Here is a 21073-nt window from a genome sequence, read left to right on the forward strand (position 1 = left end):
CGCCGGCCGCGCCGCCGCGAGCTGGGCTGCGGCAAGTAGATAGGGGTTGGCGTCGGCGGCGGCGATCCGCGTCTCCACCCGGGTGCCCTTGGCCTCCCGGATCAGCACCCGCACGGCGGCACACCGGTTGTCCAAGCCCCAGGACAGGTTGGTCGGTGCGAACGAATGATCCGTCACGCGCTTGTACCCGTTGGGCGTCGGCACCGCGACGAGTTGCAGCTCCGCCGCGTACTTCAGCAGTCCCGCAACATAATTGCCGCCGACGGTGCTCAAACCGCCGGTCCGCGCATCCCAGAACGCGTTGTTCTTGTCCGTCCCCCACATGCTCTGATGGATGTGCAGCCCACTGCCGGAGAGGTCGCCGAACGGCTTGGCCATGAACGTGGCACGGTATCCGTGCCGCGGTGCGAGTTGCTTGACGGCATAACGGAAGAACAGCAGACTGTCCGCCGCGGTGACGGGATCGGCGGGGGTCAGGTTGATCTCGACCTGACCGGGCGCGTACTCGGCGCCACACGCCTCGACCTCGACGTCGGCGCTCAGCAGCATGGCGCAGATCTCGTCGAGAAACGGCTCCAGGTAGTGGTTGTCGTGCAGGCTGTAGACCGGATTGCGATCCCCGTGCGCGCGCAGCGACTCGCCGTCGAGCGCGTAGAACTCGGTCTCCATCGCGATATACGGTGCGAGACCGGTATTTTCGACATCGGCGACCACGCGGCGCAGCACGTCGCGCGGTGCGATCGCGGCGAGTTCGCCTGCGGCGTCCACCACGTCACAGAAGACCAGCGCCGTCTTCGGCTTCCACGGCACCAGCCGCAACGTCGCCACGTCGGGCCGCAGGAAGATATCGGGATATCCGTTCGACCAGCTGTAGTCGGCGGTCTCGATGACCTCCATCCGGTAATCCCAAGCCAATACCGCCGAGGAAAGCCCCACCCCGTCCGACATTCCGTTGGACAGAAAGGATTCGACCGGGATTCTCTTTCCGCGGAGGGCGCCGGTCATATCCGGGGTGGCGAGCTCGACCATCGTGATCGAATTCTCTTTCAGGAATTGCTCTACCGCTTCCATCTGGATCCTCTCACTCCCCACGGACCGTCGCACTGCACAGCCCATGCGGGTGCGCGACCTGTTCCGAAAGGCAGGCTTCGACAGTCGTTGTCGCCCATCGGGCCAGTCTGGCAGAGGAACTCGCGGTCCGGGATGCCCCGGATGGGGGGTTGAAATTCGGGCGAACACCCCTGATCTTGGACGAACAACACCGATTCAAATCTCCCCAAAAGCATTACGGGAAGCGACGACCGTGACCGAAGCCCCACCGCTCATCGATACCGCGGCCGAGCCGAACCGCGCACCCGGACCGACGGGCCTGGACGCGTTCCGGGTAATGACCAAAATCCGCCGAGATCCGTGCTCGGCATTCCAGGAACTCGTCGAGCGTTACGGCAACGTCGTCCGAATCGACGCGTCCGGGCAGCAGTTCTTCCTCGTGAACGACCCCGAACTCGTCGAAGCCGTCTTCGTCGGGCGGCAGAGCAACTACGGCAAGACCCTCAATGCCAAAGTCGCGGCGATGGCGCTGGGCAACGGACTGCTGACCAACGAGGGCGAGTCCTGGACCAGGCAGCGCCGGATCATGCAGCCGCTGTTCGCCCGCAGGCAGCTGGATCGGTTCGCCGAGTCCATGATCGACGCCGCGGAACGCACGCTGGGCCGCTGGGCGACCCGACCCGACGGCGACCGGCTCGACGTCTCCGTGGCGATGAACGCGTTGACGCTCGACGTCACCGGCCCCGCGTTGTTCGGTGGCGACTTGTCCGACGACGCGGCCCGGGTGCATGAGGCGCTCGTCGAGATCCTGCGCTGCGTCGGCAAGGCGATGACCTCGCTGCTGACCTGGCTGCCGCTGCGCATCCCCGGCGTCACACCGGATTCGGCGTTGCGGTTGCAGGCGCCGCGCTGGCGCAAGCTGGACGCGGCGGTCGGCGTGCTCGACGACGTGGTCGCCCGGTTGATCCGGGAACGACAGGACAGTCGCGGCGACGATCGCCACGATCTGCTCGGTCTGCTGCTCGACGCACGAGACGAGGCGGGGGCGGCGGCGATGAGCCCGCGGCAGGTCCGGGACGAACTGAAGACCTTTCTGCTGGTCGGCCACGACACCACGGCCTACTCGCTGGCCTGGACCTTGCTGCTGCTGTCGAATCATCCCGAGGCGCGCGAGCGCCTGATCGACGAGGTCGACACCGTGCTCGGCGACCGCCGTCCCACGCCCGCCGACCTCGACCAGCTGCCGTGGACCTCGGCCGTCATCGAGGAGGCGATGCGGCTGTATCCGCCGTCCTGGTTGATCGAACGGCAGGCCGTCGCCGACGACGTGCTCGGCGGCTACCACGTACCAGCGGGCGCGACCGTGTACGTGGCACCGTATCTCCTGCACCACGATCCGCGCTCCTGGCCCAATCCCGAAGGGTTCGATCCGCGCCGATTCCTGCCCGAGCACCGCCAGTTCGTCTTCCCCGCGGCCGACACCACCGCGAATCCTGTTGTACGTCCCCGCTTTTCCTATCTCCCCTTCGGCGCGGGCCACCGCCAGTGCATCGGTCTGGGCTTCGCCCGCATCCAGGCCAAGCTCATCCTCGCCATGCTCACCCAGCGCTACACCTTCGACCTCGCCGCCGGCGCCCGCGTCCTTCCCGAACACACCTTGACCCTCCGCCCGCGCGACGGCCTCCCCATGGTCCTGCGCCGCCGAGCTCCGGCCGCCGATGCCGGGGCTCCCCTAGGCTGAGGGGTATGGCTGCTTCTACGAGCAACGAGATTCAGTTCGATCGTGCGCGGCAGGTTATTCCGGGCGGGGTGAACTCGCCGGTGCGCGCTTTTCGGTCGGTCGGGGGCGCGCCCCGGTTCATCGTGGGTGCGGCGGGGCCGTATGTCACCGATGTGGAGGGGCGCGAGTACGTCGATCTCGTGGCTTCTTGGGGGCCCGCCATTCTCGGTCACGCACATCCGGAAGTCGTTGCGGCCGTGCAGGACGCGGCGGCGCGCGGATTGTCGTTCGGCGCCAGCACGCCGGCCGAGACCGAGCTGGCCGAACTCGTCGTCGCCCGGCTCGGCGGCCCACGCGCCGAGGGCGGACTGATCGACGAACTCCGTCTCGTGTCCACCGGCACCGAGGCGACGATGACCGCGATCCGGCTGGCCCGCGGGTTCACCGGAAAACCGTTGGTGGTCAAGTTCGCCGGTCACTATCACGGTCATTCGGACGGTCTGCTGGCCGCCGCGGGATCGGGCGTGGCCACCTTCGGCCTGCCCGCCTCGGCAGGGGTGCCCGCGCCGATCGCCGCGCAGACGATCGTGCTGCCGTACAACGACATCGCCGCGGTCCACGCCGCTTTCGCGGCGCATCCGGGCCAGATCGCGGCCGTCATCGTGGAAGCCGCCGCCGCGAACATGGGTGTCGTCGCGCCCGACGACGGATACAACGCCGCGCTGGCCGCCGTCGTACACGAGCACGACGCGCTGCTGATCCTGGACGAGGTGCTCACCGGGTTCCGGGTCGCGCCAGACGGCTACTGGGGCCTGGAAAGGTCGCGCTCGACCGCACAGTACGACGCCGACCTGGTGGCGTTCGGCAAGGTGATCGGGGGCGGCATGCCGCTGGCGGCGGTCGGTGGCCGCCACGACGTCATGGCGTGTCTCGCGCCGGACGGGCCGGTGTATCAGGCGGGCACGTTGTCCGGGAACCCGCTCGCCGTCGCCGCGGGCCTGGCCACGCTGCGCCTCGCGGACCAGCAGACCTACGATCTGCTGGACCAGACCAGCAGCACGATTCAGGCAGCCACTGCGGCAGCGCTCACCGAAGCCGGTGTCGCGCATACCATTCAGTCGGCGGGCAACCTGTTCTCGGTGCTGTTCTCCCCCGCCCCGGCCCGCGACTACGCGGCCGTCCAGGCGCAAGAGACCTTCCGGTTCCCGCCGTTCTTCCACACCATGCTGGAACACGGCGTGGCGCTGCCGCCGAGTGTCTACGAGGCCTGGTTCGTCACGGCCGCGCACGACGATCGCGCGCTCACCACGATCCTCGACGCGCTTCCGCACGCGGCCAGGGCAGCCGCGGCGGCACGTCCCGAATGATGCTCCAGCACAACAGAACAGCGCACTACCGGCCGGGGTTGTAGTCGCGTCGATACTTCGTCGGCGACAGACCGAGTTCGCGGGCGAAGTGGGCGCGCAGGTTGGGTGCGGTGCCCAGGCCGCTGTGCGCGGCGACGAGATCGACCGGCAGGCCGGTGTGTTCGAGCAGTTCGCGCGCGCGGGCGAGGCGCTGCACGAGCAGCCAGCGGCTCGGCGTGGTGCCGAGTTCGGCATGGAACCGGCGGATCAGCGTACGCACGGACACGCCCGCCGCGGCCGCGAGATCGCCCACACCGGTCGGCTGATCCAGCCGCCCCATCGCCCACTCCAGCACCTCGCCGAGGCCGGAGCCACCGCGCGGTGCGGGCACGGGTGATTCCAGATACTGCGCCTGACCGCCCGCGCGATGCGGCGGGACGATCATCCGGCGCGCCACCGCGTTGGCCGCGCGGGTGCCCAGATCCGCGCGAATGACGTGCAGGCACAGGTCGATCCCGGCCATGAGCCCGGCACTGGTGAGCACGTCGGATTCGTGGGTGTAGAGAATGTTCGGGTCCACCCGCACGGCCGGGAAGCGGCTCGCCAGCAGGGCTGCGTGCGCCCAGTGGCTGGTGGCCGTTCTGCCGTCGAGCACCCCCGCGGCGGCCAGCACGAACGCGCCGGAGCACAGCGAGACCATCCTGGCCCCGCGCGCCCGCGCAGCCCGGATCGCCGCCAGCGCCGCCGCGGGCGGATCCGTGTGCACGTCACCGGTTCCGGGCACGAGCACCGTATCCGCGGTCACCAGATCGTCGAGCCCGTGGGTGGCGCACATGCCGAACGAGCCGGCGGGCCCCGCGTGACCGAACCAGGCTCGCAGGCCGACATGCGCACCGGCGCCGTCGACGCCGCACAACCGCAGGTCGTACCAGTCGCCCGCGTGGTCGTGCGGGGGCGTTCCGAAGGCCTGACACGCGAGCGCGACCTCGATGGCGGCCTGCTGCGGGAGCAGCAGCACCGCGAGAGTGCCTGGGACACTGGGCATGTCACAAAGCTATCGAATGATGGCAAGCACGGCACTCGTGGCCGCCCCGACGGCTCTGTACGGTGACGTGACGTGACAGCCCACATCCCGGACAACCCTGCCGTCCTGCCGGTCGACAGCCGGCGGTGGCGGATTCTGGCGGTCGCCTCGGCCACCCAATTCCTCGCCATCCTCGACCTGTTCGCGGTCAATGTCGCGTTCCCCGCACTGGAGCAGACGTTCCACGGCAGCACCCTGGCTCAGGTCTCGTGGGTGCTCAACGCGTACACCATCGTGCTCGCGGCCATGCTGGTGCCCGCGGGGCGGATGGCCGACGACATCGGCCGCAAGGCCGCATTCCTGGTGGGTATGACGCTGTTCGGGGTGGCGTCGCTGGGCTGCGCCCTCGCCCCGACGCTCGGCGTACTGGTGGCGGCGCGGGTGGTGCAGGCCGTCGCCGGCGCGATCCTGATCCCGACCTCGCTCGGCCTGGCCCTGCCCGCATTCCCACCGCGCGAACACGCCAAAGTAATGGGCATCTGGACCGCCGTCGCCGCGGCCGGCGCGGGCAGCGGCCCGGTGGCGGGCGGTCTGCTGCTGGCCGCCGGCTGGCGGTGGATCTTCCTGATCAACATTCCGGTCGTCGTGGTCGCGGTGCTGGCCGGGCGCCGGGTGCTGCCCGCCTCGGCGCGCGGCGCCCGCAAACGCCTGGATCTACTCGGCGCCACGCTGGTGTTGCTCACCGCGGCCGGGTTGACGACCGTCTTCGTACAGGCCCCGGCGTGGGGCTACGCCTCCAAGGCGATTCTCGGCTTTGCGCTGGCGACCGTGCTGCTCGCGGCGCTGACCGTGCGCCATCTGCGCCGGGCGCCCGACCCGGTGGTCAGTTTCGCGCTCTTCCGGCACCGGCTGTTCACGGTCGCGGTCGGCGGGTTGTTCCTCTACTACCTGGCTTTCGCCGCGATGATCCTGGCGGCCACGCTGTTCCTTACCGGTCGCTGGCAATATTCCGTCGTGACCGCGGCGCTCAGCATCGCGCCCATGCCGCTGAGCACCATGACGACGGCGCTGCTGTACGGCCGGATCGTGGCCCTGGTCGGCGCGCGGATCGCGACCATGCTCGGCGGCGTCGCGCTCGCGGCCGGCTGCGGCTGGTGGGCGCTCACCGCGACGGACCGGCCGCAGTATCTCGCGGTATTCCTGCCCGGCGCCATTCTCGCCGGTATCAGCACCGCGCTGTTGCAGCCCGCGCTGTTCGGGTCGGCGGCCACCCTGCCCTCGGAGCAGACCTCGCTGGCCAGCGCGGTGCTCATGATGTCGCGGCAGCTCTCCTCCGCACTCGGCGTCGCGATCCTCACCGTGCTCCTCGGTCAGCAAGCGTTGCGCGACTTCCGCATCGCCTGGCTGGCGATGGCCGCCGCCGCACTGGCCGCCGCCGTCGTCGGCCTGCGCTTTCGCGACAATTCCACGGTGCGCGAACCAGTTCGGTGAACGCGCCTCAGCGCAGCCCGCGGAACGTGGCCCTGACCTCGTCGACGAAGAGGGCGGGCTGCTCGAGGGCGGCGAAATGCCCGCCCCGGTCGAGCTCGTTCCAGTGCCGCAGATCGGCGAACTGCGGCTCGGCCAGTCGGCGCGTCGGCCGGTAGATGTCGGCGGGGAAGACCGAACACCCGGCGGGCACCGTGATGCGGCTGTCGTCGCCGGTCGCGGTGGCGAAGCTTTCCCAGTAGAGCCGTGCGGCCGACGCGCCGGTGGCGGGCAGCCAATACATCAAGAGGTTGTCGAGCAGTTCGTCCTCGGTGAAGACGGTGCCGGGATCACCGGCGCAATCGCTCCAGGCTTCGAATTTGTCGATGATCCAACCGGCCAGCGCCGCAGGCGAATCCGTCAGGCCGTAGCCGATGCTCTGCGGCCGAGTCGCCTGGATGGCAGCGTAGGCCGAGCCCTGGGCGCGATGTCCGGCGAGCGCGGCCACCGCGCGACGGTCCGCCTCGGTGAGGTCCTCGGCACCCACCGGCGCACGGAACGGCACCATGTTCAGGTGGATGCCGATCACCTGCCGCGGATGCTGTCTGCCCAGCGCCATGGTGATTCGCGCACCCCAGTCGCCGCCCTGGGCGCCGTAGCGAGCGTAACCGAGCCGGTGCATCAGCTGGTCCCAGGCGTCGGCGATCCGTTCGGCGCCCCAGCCGGGCCGCTGCGGCTTACCGCTGAAACCGAACCCCGGTAGCGACGGGCACACGACATGGAACGCGTCGGATGCGTTGCCGCCGAACGCGACCGGATCGGACAGCGGTGCGACGACCTTGTGGAATTCGGTGACCGAGCCGGGCCAGCCGTGCGTGATCAGCAGCGGGATCGCGTCGGGGTGCGGCGACCTGACGTGCACGAAATGCACTGACAGTCCGTCGATCTCGGTGATGAACTGCGGAAAACGATTCAGCCGCCGCTGGGCGGCGCGCCAGTCGTACTCGTCCAGCCAGTACCGGCACAGCCCGCGCAGATAGGCCGCAGGGGTGCCCTGGGACCAATCGGTGACGGTCTCGGGCTCGGGCCACCTGGTGCGGCGCAGGCGCTCCCGCGCATCCGTCACCATAGATTCCGGGATCTCGACTTCGAACGGCACGATGGCCGCGGACTGTCCGGGCATGGGCCCACCGCCTTTCGGTTATGGCTCGCCTTGTCCGAGGCTCAAAATACTTGATGCACTTACCCTTTGCGAGTCCAATTCGAGCAACCCGCGTCAGGAATGTCCGAATTGTCCTGACGCTCAATCGGAGGTGACACATTCTTTCCGAACAGAAGCGACAAATCCGACTTCAGGCAAACCGAAAGTCCCTCGACTTATGTTGTCTACCTGCGGTTTTCACCCTCCATTCACCGTTCCGCCATTTCGCCCGGAGCGTGGACACCGTGCGGAATGCCCCCCTATAGTCGGGAAAATGCGGACAGCGAGACTTCATGGAATCGCGGACCTGCGGGTAGGGAACGAACCACCGCCGGTGGCAGCTGCGGGCGAGACCCTGGTACGGGTCACCGCGGTCGGAATATGCGGATCGGATCTGCACTGGTACGAAGACGGCGCGATCGGCGACGCGCAACTCGGGCAGCCGTTGATACCCGGCCACGAGGGCGCGGGTGAGATCGCCACCGGACCGCGGCGCGGCGAACGGGTCGCGATCGACCCGGCGGTCCCGTGCGAGACCTGCCGCGCCTGCCGGGACGGGTATCGAAATCTTTGCTACGACGTGCGATTCGCCGGCCACGGCGTGACCGACGGGATGCTCCGCGAGACCCTGCCGTGGCCGTCGCATCGCTTACATCCGTTGCCGGACAACGTATCCGATGCAGCAGGCGCGCTACTCGAGCCGCTGGCGGTCGCCCTGTGGGCGCTGGATCTGGGCCGGGTACCGTTCGGCGGCACCGCGGCGGTCGTGGGCTGCGGGCCGGTCGGACTGCTGCTGATCCAGGTGCTGCGCGCCGCCGGGGTATCCCGCGTGCTCGCGGTCGAGCCGTTGCCGCACCGTCGAGACGCCGCCGCGAAGTGGGGCGCCGACGAAATCCTCGATCCCTACCCGGCCGCGGACCCGCCCGACTTCGCCGCGCACGGCGTCGATGTCGCCTTCGAAATGGCCGGAAACGACGACGCGGTGCACATCGCCATGGCGGCCGCGCGACCGGGCGGGCGGGTGGTGCTCGGCGGCATCCCCGGCTCGGACACCACGACGTTCCGGGCCTCGCTGGCCCGCGGCAAAGAGCTGACGATCGCAATGGTGCGGCGCAGCAACGAAACTCACCCGCGCGCGATCGATCTGGCGGCGCGCGGCGTCATCGCACTCGACCCGCTCGTGTCGTCGCGGGTCCCGCTCACCGAGGCGCCCGCCGCGTTCGCCGACGCGCAGCGCCGCACCGGACTGAAAGTCATCATCACGCCGTAACGGCACCGATTCGACGAATTCGACACCGATCTACTCGGCGGCCGCCGCGGCCGCCTTTGGCGAGGGGGAATATGTCCGCGTTCACGACACCCGAAACGGCAGCGGAACCGATCGCCATCCTCGGTATGGCCTGCCGGTATCCCGGCAATTCGAGTTCTCCGCAAGCATTCTGGGATCTGCTGTCCGCCGGTGCGACGGCCGTCACCGATTTCCCGGCCGACCGCGGCTGGGATCTCGACCGCCTCCGCGCCGATCCCGCCCGCGCCGGGGCCAGTGCGGTGCATCGCGGCGGCTTCCTCGACGCCGCCGCATTCGACGCGGCATTCTTCGGCGTCTCCCCCCGCGAGGCGACCGCGATGCACCCCGAACAGCGGCTCCTGCTCGAAGTCGCTTGGGAGGCTTGCGAACACGCCATGCTCGACCCGCGCTCGCTGCGCGACACCGCTACCGGCGTGTACGCGGCACAGCTGTCCACCGCGTACGGACCGCCGCTGCATCTGGCGCCGGAGGGCGCCGCCGGGCTGATGCTGACCGGGACCATAGCCGCCGCGCTCAGCGGCCGGATCGCCTACACGCTCGGCGTCACCGGTCCCGCGATCACCATCGATACCGCCTCGTCCGGTTCGCTGGTCGCCATTCACCTTGCAGTACAAGCGCTTCGCGCCCGCGAGTGTGACCGCGCACTGGCGGGCGGCGTCTCCGTCATGCCGACGCCGGGGTTCTTCACCGAATTCACCAGGCAGCAGGGGCTCGCCCCAGATGGCCGGGCGAAACCGTTCGCCGCCGACGCGGACGGCACGGTCTGGTCCGAAGGCGCGGGCATGATCATGCTGGCCCGACTGTCGGACGCGCAGGCGAACGGGCACCGGGTGCTGGCGGTGATCCGCGGCACCGCGGTCAATTCCGACGGCGCGAGCGCTGGTCTGACCGCGCCGAGCGCCACAGCCCAGCAACAGTTGATCATCCGGGCGCTGGCCGACGCCGGACTGACGGCTGCCGAGGTGGATGCCGTCGAGGCGCACGGCTCCGGCACCAGAGCCGGTGACCGGGCCGAGGCCACCGCCTTGGTCGCGACCTACGGTGTCGATCGGGCACGGGACCGGCCGTTGCGGGTCGGGAGTGTGAAATCCAATATCGGCCATGCCCAAGCCGCCGCGGGCGTGGCCGGGCTGATCAAGTCGGTCCTGGCACTGCAGCACGAAACGCTGCCCGGCCTGGTGCATTTCGGCACGCCGTCGCCGGAGGTGGACTGGGCGGCGGCCGCGGTGCTGCCGCTCGCCGAGACCGAGCCGTGGCCGCGCGGTGACCGCCCGCGCCGTTGCGGGGTGTCCTCCTTCGGCGTGGCCGGCACCAACGCGCACGTGATCGTCGAGGAGGCACCGGAATTCGAGACGACCGACCCCGCCGCGCCCGCACCGGCGGACGTGCTGGGGTGGGTGATCTCGGCCCGCAGCGAGGCAGCCCTGCGTGCGCAGGCGGCGCGGTTGCTGGCGACCGCCGAAATCGAGCGGCCGGCCGACATCGGGTATTCGCTGGCCGTCACGCGGTCTCGCTTCGATCATCGGGCAGTGATCGTCGGTACCGACCGGGCGGAGCTGGTGTCGGGCCTCGAAGCGGTGGTACGCGGCACTCCGGCGCCGCACGTGGTGCGGGGCACGGCATGGTCGGATCCGCGACCGGTCTTCGTCTTTCCGGGGCAGGGCGGACAGTGGCCGGGAATGGCGACCGCACTGGCGAAATCGTCGCCGGAGTTCGCGGAGCACCTGGCCGACTGCGCCGCGGCGCTGCGGCCCTATCTGCCTTGGTCACTGTCGGATGTTCTCGACGGGGTCGCGGGCGCGCCGAGCCTCGACCGCGTCGACGTCGTACAGCCGGTGCTATGGGCGGTGATGGTCGCCCTGGCCCGGGTGTGGCAGGGCTACGGCGTCGAACCCGCTGCGGTGGTGGGACATTCGCAGGGCGAGATCGCCGCCGCCTGCGTCGCGGGTGCGCTCAGCCTCGACGACGGGGCCAGGGTGGTCGCGCGCCGCAGTCAGGTGGTGCTGGCGCTGTCCGGGACCGGCGCGATGCTCTCACTCGGACTCGGGGTCGAGGCGGCGCGAAAGCGAATGGCACGGTGGGGAACTCGGCTCGACATCGCCGCGATCAACGGTCCGGAATCGGTGGCGGTGTGCGGCGAGCCCGCGGCGATCGCGCAATTGCAGGCCGAATGCGAAAGCGACGATATCCGCGCCCGTCCGATCAACGCGGACTACGCCTCGCACAGCAGCCACGTCGACCCCGTCGAGCGCGAACTGCGCGAAACACTCGCACCGGTGCGGCCGCGCGCAGCAACGGTGCCGATGTACTCGACGGTAAGCGGCGCGCCGATCCGGCACGAAGCGCTCGATGCCGAGTACTGGTGGCAAAACCTGCGCAGGCCGGTTCAGTTCGAGGCCGCCACCCGCAGTCTGCTCGCGGCCGGACACCACGTCTTCATCGAGATCAGCCCGCACCCGGTCCTCGCCTTCGGCCTCGAGGGCACCATCGAGGCCGCCGGGGCCGACGCCGCGGTGATCGCCACGCTGCGCCGCGACGACGGCGGCCTGGACCGGATGACGATGTCCCTGGCTCGAGCCGAGGCCCACGGCGTCGCCGTCGACTGGCGCACATATTTCGCGCCGGCTCGACCGCGCCGAATCACCTTGCCCACCTATGCCTTCCAACGCCAGCGCTACTGGCTCGACGCACCTGGAGTGCTGGCCGCCGAGGCAGTGCCGGTGGCGATCACCGATCCGGAACCGCCCGCGCCGTCCACCACCCCGCGCGATATCCGGGAGCTGGTGGCGCGCGAGATCGCCGCGGTGCTCGGCCTGGACACCGCGGCCGAGGTGCGCGCCGACCTGTCGTTCAAGGCGCTCGGCTTCGAGTCCATGACCAGCGTGGAGTTGCGCAACCGGCTGAACGCCACGCTGGGGCTGCGCCTGCCGACCACCCTCATCTACGACTACCCCTCGCCGCGTGCGCTCGCCGACCACCTCGCCGGACTCGGCGAGGACCCCAGCGACGACCCAGCCCGTGCCGCCGCCCAGGCGCCCACCGCCCGCGGTTCGCGCGAATTCGACGATATGGACGGCGCCGAGCTGGTGCGGCTGGCGCTCGGTAAGGAGGCACGGTGAACACATCGGTTGACGAACTGGTCGAGGCGCTGCGCGAGTCGCTGAAGGAGAACGAGCGGCTGAAAGCGCGGATCAGCGAGCCGATCGCGATCATCGGCATGGCGTGTCGCTTTCCCGGCGGCGTACGCTCGCCGGAGGATCTCTGGGATCTGCTGGCCGCCGACGGTGACGCGATCGCGCCGTTCCCGACCGACCGCGGTTGGGACACCGATGCCCTCTACCACCCCGATCCGGATCACCCCGGCACCACCTACGTGCGCGAAGGCGGATTCCTGCAAGACGCGGCGCTTTTCGACGCCGGGTTCTTCGGGATCACGCCGCGCGAGGCCGCCGCGATCAATCCGCAGCAGCGACTATTGCTCGAATGCGCTTGGGAATCCCTCGAACGCGCCGCCATCGATCCGACCGCATTGGCCGGCAGTCGCACCGGCGTTTTCGCCGGCGTGATCTACCAGGACTACAGCCTGCCGCTGCAGGCGCCGCCGAACGAGGCGGAAGGATATCTGCTCACCGGCGAACTCGGCAGCGTCGCATCCGGCCGGATCGCCTACACGCTGGGTTTGCAGGGCCCCGCGGTCACCATCGACACGGCATGCTCGTCGTCGCTGGTCGCGCTGCACGCAGCCGCCGCTTCGCTGCGTCGTGGCGAATGCTCGCTCGCGCTGGCGGGCGGCGCGACGGTGATGTGCCGGCCGCGGGTGATCACCGAGATGTCCCGGCAGGGCGGGCTGGCACGCGACGGTCGCTCGAAACCGTTCTCCGACAACGCCGACGGGGCCGGATGGGGCGAAGGCGTCGGCATGCTCGTGCTGGAGCGACTGTCCGACGCCCGCGCGAACGGGCACGAGATACTCGCGGTGCTGCGCGGCTCGGCGATCAACTCCGACGGCGCGAGCAACGGCCTCACCGCGCCGAACGGACCGTCGCAGCAACGGGTGATCCGCGACGCGCTGCACGCCTGTGATCTCTCGCCTGCCGACGTGGACGCGGTGGAGGCGCACGGGACGGGGACCTCGCTCGGCGACCCGATCGAAGCCGGCGCGCTCATCGCGGCCTATGGCGCGGGCCGTCCGGCGCAGCGGCCGCTGTGGGTCGGCAGCGTGAAATCGAACATCGGTCATCCGCAGGCGGCCGCCGGCGTGGCCGGGGTGATCAAGATGGTGCTGGCGATGCGGCACGAAACATTGCCCGCGCTGGTGCATTTCACGACGCCGTCGCGGCATGTGGACTGGGCGGAGGCAGGCGTGCGACCACTGGCCGAGGCGGTGCCGTGGCCGCGCGGCGAGCGGGTACGGCGGTGCGGAGTGTCCTCGTTCGGCATCAGCGGCACGAACGCGCACGTGATCCTCGAGGAAGCTCCGGTGGCGACAGCCGACACCGTGCCGAGTGGCCCACCGGCCGAGGTGACGCCGTGGGTGGTCACCGCCCGAAGCGCCGCAGCATTGCCCGAGCAGGCTGCGGCCCTGCTGACCGTCGCGTCGGCCGAACGCCCCGAGGACATCGGATTCTCCTTGGCGCTCACCCGCGCTCGGTTCGACCACCGAGCCGTGGTGATCGGCGCCGACCGTGCCGAGCTGCTGGCGGGGCTCACGGCGCTCTCGCGCGACGAAGCCGCGCCGCAAGTAGTGCGCGGGACCGCCTGGCCGGACCCGCGTCCGGTGTTCGTGTTTCCCGGACAGGGCGGACAGTGGCCGGAAATGGCCGCGGCGCTGCTGAAGTCGTCGCCGGTGTTCGCACAGCGCTTGGCCGAATGCGGTGACGCGCTGGCTCGGTACGTCCCGTGGTCGTTGCACGATGTTCTCGACAATGCCGCTGGCGCACCGAGTCTCGATCGGGTCGATGTCGTGCAGCCGGTGCTCTGGGCCGTGATGGTCGCACTGGCCCGGGTGTGGCAGACCTACGGCGTCGAACCCGCTGCGGTAGTGGGGCATTCCCAGGGCGAGATCGCCGCGGCCTGCGTAGCGGGCGCATTGTCACTGGACGACGGTGCGCTCATCGTGACGCGACGCAGCCGAGCGGTCCTGCCGCTGTCGGGAACCGGCGCGATGCTTTCGCTCGGCCTGGGCGCGGACGCGGCACGGGAACGCATGGCGCGGTTCGGCACTCGACTATCCGTCGCCGCGGCGAACGGGCCCGAGTCGACGGTGGTGTGTGGTGAGCCGGACGCGATCGCGGAGCTACAAGCCGAGTGCGCGGCCGCGGGCGTGCACACCCGGACCATCAACGCGGACTACGCCTCGCACAGCAGTCACGTGGACCCGATCGAGGCCGAGCTGCTCGACGCGCTCGCCCGGGTGCGGCCGCGCACCGGATCGGTGCCGATGATCTCCACGGTGACCGGCGCGCCGATCGAGCACACCGCACTCGACGCGAACTACTGGTGGCAGAATCTGCGCAGGCCGGTCGAATTCGAGACCGCCACCCGTCAGCTGCTGACCGCCGGACATCACGTCTTCGTCGAGATCAGCCCGCACCCGGTGCTCGCCTTCGGTATCGAAGGCACCATCGAGGCGACCCGGGCCGAGGCGGCCGTGGTCGCCACCCTGCGCCGCGACGACGGTGGGCTCGATCGCATGACCACCGCCCTCGCACAGGCGCACGCGTACGGCGTGCCCGTCGACTGGGACGCCTATTTCGCACCGACTCGACCGCGCCGAATCCCCTTGCCCACCTATGCCTTCCAGCGCCGGCGCTATTGGCTCACCGAAGCGCCGCACACCGGACCCGCCGACCTCGCCGCGGCCGGGCTCGAACGGCCGGCTCACCCGCTGATCGGTGCGGGCGTGCAACTCGCCGACACCGAGGGGCACCTGTTCACCGCGAGCCTCTCGCTGGACAGCCAGCCCTGGCTGGCGGACCACACCGTCGGCGGCGAGGTGATCCTGCCGGGTACCGCGATGGTCGAACTCGCGTTGCGGGCAGGCGAACAGGTGGGCGCCGAATGGGTGGACGAACTGGTGCTCGAGGCTCCGCTGCTGCTGCCCGGCGACGACCCGGTCCAGATCCAGCTCACCGTCGGCGCGGTGGACGACACGGGCGGACGGCGGGTCAGCCTGTACTCCCGGCGCGGCGGCCTCGGCGCGTGGACCCGGCATGCGCACGGCACGGTGTCCCCCACCTGGGAGCCACCGGCCGACGGATTCGCCGAGTGGCCGCCCACCGGCGCCGCACCGATGAACGTGGACGCCGTCTACGACCGTGCGGCACAGGCTGGTATGACGTACGGTCCCGCCTTCCGCGGCCTGAACCGATTGTGGCGGCGCGGCGACGAGTACTTCCTCGAATCTCGCCTGCCGGACGAAATGACCTCGGACGCCGAGCAATACGGTCTGCACCCCGCCTTGACCGACGCCGTGCTGCACGGCTGTCTCGCCGCCATGGCCGACCGGAACACGCTCACACATGCGGCGGTCCTGCCGTTCACCTGGACGGGGGTCGGCTTGTACACGCTCGGTGCGGCAGCGGTCCGGGCCCGCGTCACTGCCTTGGGCGACACCGAATTCCGCGTCGACCTCGCCGACGACGCGGGCGAGGCCGTCGGCCAGATCGCGACGCTGAGCTTCCGGCCCGCCGGGTCTCTGCTACAGGGTGCGACCCAGGCACTGTCCACAGTCCGCTGGACCTCGCTGGCCGCACCCGCCGATACCGGAACCGGCACCGAGCTGTGGGTGCTCGGCGACGCGCTGGGCCACCAACTCGCCGATGCGGGAATCGAATTCGGTCGCTGCGCCGATGCCACCGCCGCGGGCGGCTCGGGTCCGGTGCTGCTCGACGTCGCCCCCGCCACCACCCCCGACGACGTGGCCCGCGCGGCGCTCGACGTCGTGCGGCGGGTGCTGTCCGATATCCGGGCATGGCTCGCGGCCACCGGCGACCCGGCGGCACGGCTCGCGGTGATCACCCATCGTGCCGTCGGAACCACTCCCGACGAGGACGTCACCGATCTCGCGAGCGCCGCGGTCTGGGGACTGATCCGGACCGCGCAGGCCGAGTACCCTGGCCGGTTCGTCCTGGTGGATCTCGATGACGAACCCACCTCGGTGCGGGCACTGCCGTCGGCGCTGCGCACCGCAGAGGAACAGATCGCGATTCGCGACGGACATCTCAGCACGCCGCGGATCGGCCCGTTGCGCACCGAGGCCACCGCGCCTCCACTGGCGGATCCGGACCAGACGGTGCTGATCACCGGCGGCACCGGCGGACTCGGCGGGCTGCTCGCGCGCCACCTCGCGACCGCACAGCACGTCCGGCACCTGCTCCTGGTCAGCCGACGCGGCGAAACATCGCCCGGCGCAGCCGAACTCGTCGCCGAACTGACCGCACTCGGCGCCGAGGTGCGGGTGGCGGCGTGCGATATCGCCGACTACGCGGCCGCTGCGGCCCTGTTGCGCTCGCTGCCCGACGATCGGCCGCTCGGCGCGGTGATCCACGCGGCCGGGGTGCTCGACGACGGCACCGTCGAGACGCTCACCGATGCCCAGCTCGAGCGCGTCCTGCGCGCCAAGGTGGACGGCGCGATGAACCTGCATCTGCTCACCGAGAAGCTCGAGTTGTCCGGCTTCCTGACCTACTCCTCGGTGGCGGGTGTGCTCGGCACGCCGGGACAGGCCAATTACGCGGCGGGCAACGCCTTCCTGGACGCGCTCGTGCAGCACCGCCGCGCGCACGGACTGCCGGGCATCTCGCTGGCGTGGGGACCGTGGGCGAGCGACGCGGGCATGACCGAGGGTCTGTCGGAAGTAGACCACGCCCGCCTGAGCCGGTGGGGACTGCTCCCCCTCGACGCCGCGGACGGCTGCGCGCTCTTCGACGCGGCTCGCGCCGCGGACCGGCCGCTCGCCATTCCCTGCCGGATTCAGTTGACCAGATCCGCTGACGTACAGCTCATTCCGGCGATGCTGCGGGATATGGTCCGGGCCGCGCCCCGGGTCCGCCCGGCCACGAGCGCACCCAAGGTGGATGACACGGCCCGCGAACGCGAACGGTTGCGTGCTCATCTGATCGGCTTGCCCGCGGCACAACGCCGAGACGAACTGGTTCGGATCGTCACCCGGCACGCCGCCGAGGTCGCCAATCTGGCCTCGGCCGACGAGGTCGCCGCCGATCTGCCGCTGATGTCGCTGGGTTTCGATTCGCTCGCCTCGCTCGAACTACGAAATCGGCTGGTGCATCAGCTCGGACTCACCGGGCACCTGTCCGCGAACGCCGTCTTCCAGACGCCGACACCGACCGGCCTCGCCGCGCGGATCGCCACGATCCTGACCGGCGACGACGAGTCCACCGCGGCTCGAGAACCCGCACCGGATCAGGTGCGGCTGCCCGACGATATCGTGCCCGCCGCAACTTCCGGTCCGGTCGCACTGGCCACCGCCGCGCACCTCTTCGTCACGGGCGCAACCGGATTCGCCGGCAGCTTCCTGGTCCGTGAGCTGCTCGACCGGACCTCGGCGACCGTGCACTGCCTGGTCGAGTCGCCGAACGCGCCGCAGGGCGTGACACAGCTGCGGGACGCGATGCGCGGCTACCGGCTGTGGGACGACGCGACAGCCGAACGCCTGATCGTGGTGCCCGGCACGCTCGACGACGCCCATCTCGGCCTGACCGAGGCGGAGTTCGACGTGCTGGCCCGCACCGTGGACGGCGTATTCCATTGTGCCGCAGTCGTGGAAGGAGCCGCACCGGCGGACGGGATGGCAGCCGTCCTGCGCCTGGCCGCCCGCCACCGGACGGTCCCGGTGCATCAGCTGTCCACGTTCGCCGTCTTCGGACCGCAGGACGCCGCCGGGTCCGCGCGCACCGAGGACGCGCCGATCGGCCCATCGGACGCGCTGACGAGCGAGCACGCGCAGGCCGGGTTGATCGCGGAGGAAATGGCCGTCCGCGCACGCGAACGTGGACTGCCCGTCTCGATTTACCGGCTGCCGCCGACAGATCTGCTCTGGCGCGTCGTACAAGGTTGCGTCCAGGCGGGCGTCGCGCCCACGACCGAACTGGCCGGCGACATCATCCCCGTCGACTACGCGGCGAAAGCCGTTGCCGCCCTGGCCTGCGACGGCGGAGCGACCGGTGCGACCTTCCACCTGTCCAACCCGGAGCCGGTGCCGTTCGCATCGATCATCGCCGCGCTCGCCGCCCGTGGCTACCCGCTGGCCGAACTCCCCGCAGGACTGTGGGCGGACATGATCGGCGCCGATCCCGACAATGCCGCCCATCCGGTGCTGCAAGCCTTCTCGGAGATCGCCTTCGAACAGCCCGTCCACGGCCGGTCATTCGAGTCCACCGCGACCCGGGCGGCGCTCACCGCGATCGGCGTATCCGGTCCGCCCGCGAGCGCCGCGACACTCGCCGCGACCATCGACTATTTCATCGAGACGGGCCACCTGCCCGCCGCACAGGAGGCCTCGACACGATGAGTGGTGAATACCACCTAGCGCAGGCGAACATCCTCTACGCCGTCGACTCGCTGAAGTCCGAGACGCTCGCCGACTTCCACGAGCTCGCGTTGAAGATCGACGCGATGGCCCGCGCCGCACCGGGTTTCGTTTTCCGGCTCGAGTCGCTGTTCGATCTCCCCGAAGACCCCTACATGCTGAATATTTCGGTGTGGGAGGACATGGCGACGTTGCGGGAGTTCACCTATCGAGGCGAGCATGCCGGTTCCCTGCGCATCCGCCGGAAATGGTTCAAGCCGCCACGCGGTGCTCCGTCGGTGCTGTGGTGGGTGCCCGTCGGCAGCCTGCCCGACGTCGGCGAAAGCATGGCCAGGCTGGACCTGCTCAACGCGAAAGGCCCTACGCAGGAGGCCTTTACGTTCCGTCGCGCGTTTCCCCCGCCAGTATCCGGAAAGGACTGATCGGTGCATCCTGACGACCGGCCGCCGTCACCGGCGCAAGCGTTGCAGGCCGTCCGCGAGTTCGCGCGGACCACCTTGCTCGGCCACGACGCCGAATTCGATTCCGGCGCGGAACCGCCTCTCGCGCTGTACGAACCCCTGCACAAGATGGGACTGTTGAACTGGTGGCTGCCCACCGAATACGGTGGCGCCGGCCTCGGCCTCGCCGACAGCATCGACCTCGTCTCCGAGCTCGCCTACGCTGACGCGGGCTCGGCCTTCACCCTGCTGATCTCCATCCTCAGCAGCTCGATGGTTTCGCTGTACGCGTCACCGGAACTCAAAGAGCGCTTCCTCACGGCGATGACCCGCGAGGGCGGCTACTCGGCCGCGCTGGGCAGCGAGCAGGCGGCGGGCAGCGAACTGATCAATCTCGCCACTACGCTCACCAGGCGCGGCGACGACGTGGTGCTCAACGGCGAGAAGATGTTCTCCACCAATTCCGGCTTCGCCGATTACCTCGTCGTGTTCGCCAGGTCGGCCGGGGACAAGAAGGGCGCGACCTACCACGCGGTGCTCGTGCCCCGTGACACGCCGGGAGCCCAGGTGGTCAAACGCTGGGACATGATCGGTCTCCGGTCGGCGGGCACCTACCAGGTGTCGTTCACCGACTGCGTCGTGCCGAGCGGCAATGTGTTGAACGGGCCGGGGCTCAAGATCATCGAGGTCGGCTTGAACTCGAGCCGGATCCTGATCGGGACCATCGCGCTCGGCGTGGCCAGGCGGATCCGCGATATCTGCCTGGATTACGCGATGACCAAACCGCTGGGCGGCCGCACCCTCATCGAGAACGCGGTGTTCGCGAGCAAACTCGGGCAGATGGAAATGCAGATCGATGTCATGCGCAACCAATGCCTGGCCGCGGCAACCGAATACGACGCCATCATGGCGACCGCGGACCCGGCCGCGGAATTCCTCCAGCGCGGTGCGCTGCGGTCGGCCCTGACCGCCAAGATGTTCTGCGGCCAGACCGGCTGGCAGGTGGCCACGGTCGGCTCGGAGATGTTCGGCGGCCTCGGCTATACCACCGAACTGCCCATCGCCAAGTACCTGCGCGATATCAGAGCGGTGACCATCGTCGAAGCCGGCGACGACGTGCTTCGTGAACTCGTCTTCCGGCGGTTCGTGCTGCCGGCCAATCGCAGGATCTGAGGTAACCGGTAATGGGTCAGCGAACAGTGCAGCATCCGTCACCCTGGCTGCAGCATGTCGTGTCCGATGCGCAGCCGGGCACCGCCTGCCTCGTGTGCGTGCCGCCCGCAGGTGGCGCCGCCGGCGCGTATTGGACTTGGACACAATGGCTGCCACCGCATATCGATCTGCTGCTGGTGCAGCCGCCGGGGCGCGAAGACCGCTACGAGGAATCGCCCGAGTGGACGCTCGAGGACGTTCGCGAGCAGTTCACACACGCCTTGGCCGCGCTGCCGGAGGTGCCGTATCACGTGCTGGGCCACAGCATGGGCAGCTTGATCGGTACGCATATCGCGACCTGGCTGGCCCCGCACCGCGAGGTGCGACGGCTGATCGTCAGCTCGTATCGGCCGGACCCCAGCGAGAGCCGCTTCTCCCGGGTGTTCCCGAACGGCCGGATCGATGACATCGACCTCGCCCAGCTGGCCGCGCTCAGCGGTCTGGAAGTGACCGATTGGCACGCGCTCCCCGCGGAATTCCGGGAGGGTTTGACCCGCCGCTGGTATGCGGATCTGGCGTTGTCCGCGGAATTGCCCGTCCCCACCGAACCGGTGCTGGACTGCCCCATCACCGCATGGCTCGGCGACCACGACCTCATGTCCGCGGGCGCGCTCACGGCCTGGTCGAAACTCACCACTCGCAGCTGCACGGTCGAAACCTGGCCGGGCGGCCACGATTACCTCTTCGCCCGCCCGACCCCGGTGCGCGAGCGCCTGCTCGAACTCATGGAAACCGACCCGCCGCTCTAGTCTGA

The 21073-nt window shown here is 69.8% G+C and carries 12 protein-coding genes; 9 read left to right on the forward strand and 3 right to left on the reverse strand.

Annotated features, from left to right (window positions below; all coding sequences use genetic code 11):
* A partial coding sequence (locus tag NBRGI_RS10135) for a glutamine synthetase family protein (protein ID WP_029894829.1) occupies window positions 1-1071 on the reverse strand: 1071 nt, incomplete at its 3' end.
* A 232-nt stretch (window positions 1072-1303) separates the two neighbouring features.
* Here NBRGI_RS10135 and NBRGI_RS10140 point away from each other — a divergent pair.
* On the forward strand, window positions 1304-2791 hold the full coding sequence (locus NBRGI_RS10140; RefSeq protein WP_051727638.1) for a cytochrome P450: 1488 nt from the start codon (window positions 1304-1306) through the stop codon (window positions 2789-2791).
* A gap of 5 nt (window positions 2792-2796) precedes the next feature.
* Window positions 2797-4137, forward strand: coding sequence for a glutamate-1-semialdehyde 2,1-aminomutase (locus tag NBRGI_RS10145; RefSeq protein WP_029894833.1), 1341 nt, complete (start codon window positions 2797-2799; stop codon window positions 4135-4137).
* A 25-nt stretch (window positions 4138-4162) separates the two neighbouring features.
* Here NBRGI_RS10145 and NBRGI_RS10150 read toward each other — a convergent pair whose 3' ends face one another.
* A complete protein-coding gene (locus tag NBRGI_RS10150; protein ID WP_029894835.1) occupies window positions 4163-5161 on the reverse strand; it encodes a GlxA family transcriptional regulator in 999 nt (332 codons plus the stop codon).
* A gap of 72 nt (window positions 5162-5233) precedes the next feature.
* On the opposite strand from NBRGI_RS10150, the gene NBRGI_RS10155 reads away from it, so the two are divergent.
* Entirely contained in the window at window positions 5234-6631 is a 1398-nt protein-coding gene (locus NBRGI_RS10155; RefSeq protein WP_051727639.1) for an MFS transporter, read from the forward strand.
* Window positions 6632-6638: 7 nt separating this feature from the next.
* Here NBRGI_RS10155 and NBRGI_RS10160 read toward each other — a convergent pair whose 3' ends face one another.
* On the reverse strand, window positions 6639-7769 hold the full coding sequence (locus tag NBRGI_RS10160) for an epoxide hydrolase family protein (RefSeq protein WP_200882148.1): 1131 nt from the start codon (window positions 7767-7769) through the stop codon (window positions 6639-6641).
* 373 nt (window positions 7770-8142) lie between these two features.
* On the opposite strand from NBRGI_RS10160, the gene NBRGI_RS10165 reads away from it, so the two are divergent.
* From NBRGI_RS10165 to NBRGI_RS10190, 6 genes are all read left to right on the forward strand, one after another.
* Window positions 8143-9078: a zinc-dependent alcohol dehydrogenase gene (locus NBRGI_RS10165; protein WP_235210906.1), complete on the forward strand. Its 936-nt coding sequence runs from the start codon at window positions 8143-8145 to the stop codon at window positions 9076-9078.
* A gap of 71 nt (window positions 9079-9149) precedes the next feature.
* Window positions 9150-12236 carry a type I polyketide synthase gene (locus NBRGI_RS10170; protein WP_029894843.1) on the forward strand — a complete coding sequence of 1029 codons (3087 nt, stop codon included), beginning with the start codon at window positions 9150-9152 and terminating at the stop codon, window positions 12234-12236.
* Complete coding sequence (locus NBRGI_RS45080; protein WP_051727640.1) at window positions 12233-18649, forward strand: type I polyketide synthase; 6417 nt, start codon at window positions 12233-12235, stop codon at window positions 18647-18649. Before NBRGI_RS10170 ends, NBRGI_RS45080 begins: the two co-directional genes overlap by 4 nt.
* A complete protein-coding gene (locus NBRGI_RS10180; protein ID WP_029894847.1) occupies window positions 18646-19089 on the forward strand; it encodes a DUF3291 domain-containing protein in 444 nt (147 codons plus the stop codon). The genes NBRGI_RS45080 and NBRGI_RS10180 overlap by 4 nt, the downstream gene beginning before the upstream one ends.
* A 3-nt stretch (window positions 19090-19092) precedes the next feature.
* Window positions 19093-20280, forward strand: a complete 1188-nt coding sequence (locus NBRGI_RS10185; protein ID WP_029894849.1) for an acyl-CoA dehydrogenase family protein — start codon at window positions 19093-19095, stop codon at window positions 20278-20280.
* Window positions 20281-20291: 11 nt separating this feature from the next.
* Window positions 20292-21068: a thioesterase II family protein gene (locus NBRGI_RS10190; RefSeq protein WP_029894851.1), complete on the forward strand. Its 777-nt coding sequence runs from the start codon at window positions 20292-20294 to the stop codon at window positions 21066-21068.
* The last annotated feature ends 5 nt before the right edge of the window (window positions 21069-21073 follow it).

The sequence above is a fragment of the Nocardia brasiliensis IFM 10847 genome (assembly GCF_000710915.1).
Taxonomy (GTDB): domain Bacteria; phylum Actinomycetota; class Actinomycetes; order Mycobacteriales; family Mycobacteriaceae; genus Nocardia; species Nocardia brasiliensis_A.